This window comes from Niastella sp. (assembly GCF_045805085.1).
Taxonomy (GTDB): Bacteria; Bacteroidota; Bacteroidia; order Chitinophagales; family Chitinophagaceae; genus Niastella.
On record NZ_JBJMLX010000517.1, the window covers coordinates 1 to 1,692 of the forward strand.

2 rRNA genes are annotated in these 1,692 nt (G+C 46.8%); both read right to left on the reverse strand.

Annotated features, from left to right (window positions below):
* A 23S ribosomal RNA gene (locus tag ACJ751_RS26960) occupies nt 1-1,282 on the reverse strand; the annotation flags it as partial.
* Between the two features lie 217 nt (nt 1,283-1,499).
* A 16S ribosomal RNA gene (locus ACJ751_RS26965) occupies nt 1,500-1,692 on the reverse strand; the annotation flags it as partial.

A 1,692-nucleotide genomic window follows, 5' to 3' on the forward strand; every position in this document is an offset into this window, starting at 1 on the left:
CGTGTTTCAAGACGGGTCGTACAGGGACATTTCACCAACATCAAAAACGACACGAGCCCTACCCTTCATCGAAATGAATAGCAGCCCCCCCTGGTTTCCCAGATGAAGACTACTTCCACCTTGCCGACTCGAGGCGGTACTCGGGGTTGCCCCCTGCCGCTTATGACCTCATCCCCCCCATGACATAGAAAGTGACCCCTATAAGGACCCAAAGAGCGAACCCTCTGAGCCACCTTGAGCCACCCCGCTTCTGCCAAGAAGAGATGATGTTGACACGTCGATGGCAAGCGTACACCCAGAGCCGTTCCAAGAGGATACCCCTGCAGCCGTGAAGACCCACAGAAGCACCATTGACCCGACACCTAAGTTGAACTCACCACCTCCAGTTACTGTCCGCGTACGGTTCCCTTTTAACAATTTCAAGTGCTTTTGACCCCCTTTTCAGGGTTCTTTTCACCTTTCCTTCACAGTACTTTTTCGCTATCGGTCTAGCCGTCATATTTAGCTTTGGAAGGGATCAACCTCCCGTATTAGGGCTGCAATCTCAAACAACCCGACTCAAGAAGAACACAATGACTTTAATACCCTGATGTTGTACTTACGGGGCTGTCACCCTCTAGGGCAGTTCATTCCAGAACACTTAATTACAACACGAGTCCATCAATGTGCAATTCGAACACTACAATTCAAGAGCCACAGAGTGACTTCCCGATTCAGTTTGAGCTCTGCCCGCTTCATTCGCCATTACTAAGGGCATCCCTGTTGGTTTCTTTTCCTCCCCTTATTAATATGCTTAAATTCAGGGGGTACCCGTGCTTGAGTTGAGGCCAAGAGTTTGAATTATAATCTGCCCTGCTCTTAATAAAAAGAGAGGTTTCTAACGGGGTCTTTGGAACTTCATCTAAGCACATCCCTGAAACAGTTGAACCCCCGACTGTGTAAGTTTCCTTAACCGACGAGAGCCCGGTCGTCAAAGACAGTACCGAGACTTTATGAAGCCCATAGAACTCCAATTTTACTTAAGGTAAAGCCCCTTCCAGAAGAATCTGTATAGTGGCAGGACCCAACTCGATTACCCCCCCTCTCTCGAGAGAGAGAAGAGGTCATCATTATTTATATTTGACGCTCAACCAAACACGCCCTGGTGAAACCAGGGCACAATTTGCGTTCAAAAGTCCAAAGAGTCACGTCAGCTGCGATTCACATGGCATATCGCTTTTCGCCGCGTTCTTCCTCGAACGGCTAGCCAAGGTATCCATTGTTAAAAGTTGTAATTTGTTTAATTAAAGTGTGTTTAGCACTTTAGTTTTGTTTCATTAGTTGGGAAAAGACCCTTCCCTTTTATTCAAAAGGAAGAAGAAGTTTCATTAGTATTGAATCTCTTTTAAAAACTAGGTTTATAAAGGATTGGTACAGACTTCAACAGTTCACTGGAAAGTTTCAAACCTCCTTCACTCCCACCTGTTAGGGCAAAGAGATCAGGAAGCTGAATGGATTTTTGTGTTAATGATCCCTCCGAAGGTTCACCTACGGAGACCTTGTTACGACTTCTTCTTCCTCTAAATTACGAGATTCGAACAGGTTCTGAAAAGGACCTAAAGACTTGCGCCTTCAGGGATCCCCCTCATCCCGAGTCCTCATCGAGCAATTCGATCGGTAGAAGCGACGGGCGGTGTGTACAAAGGGCAGGGA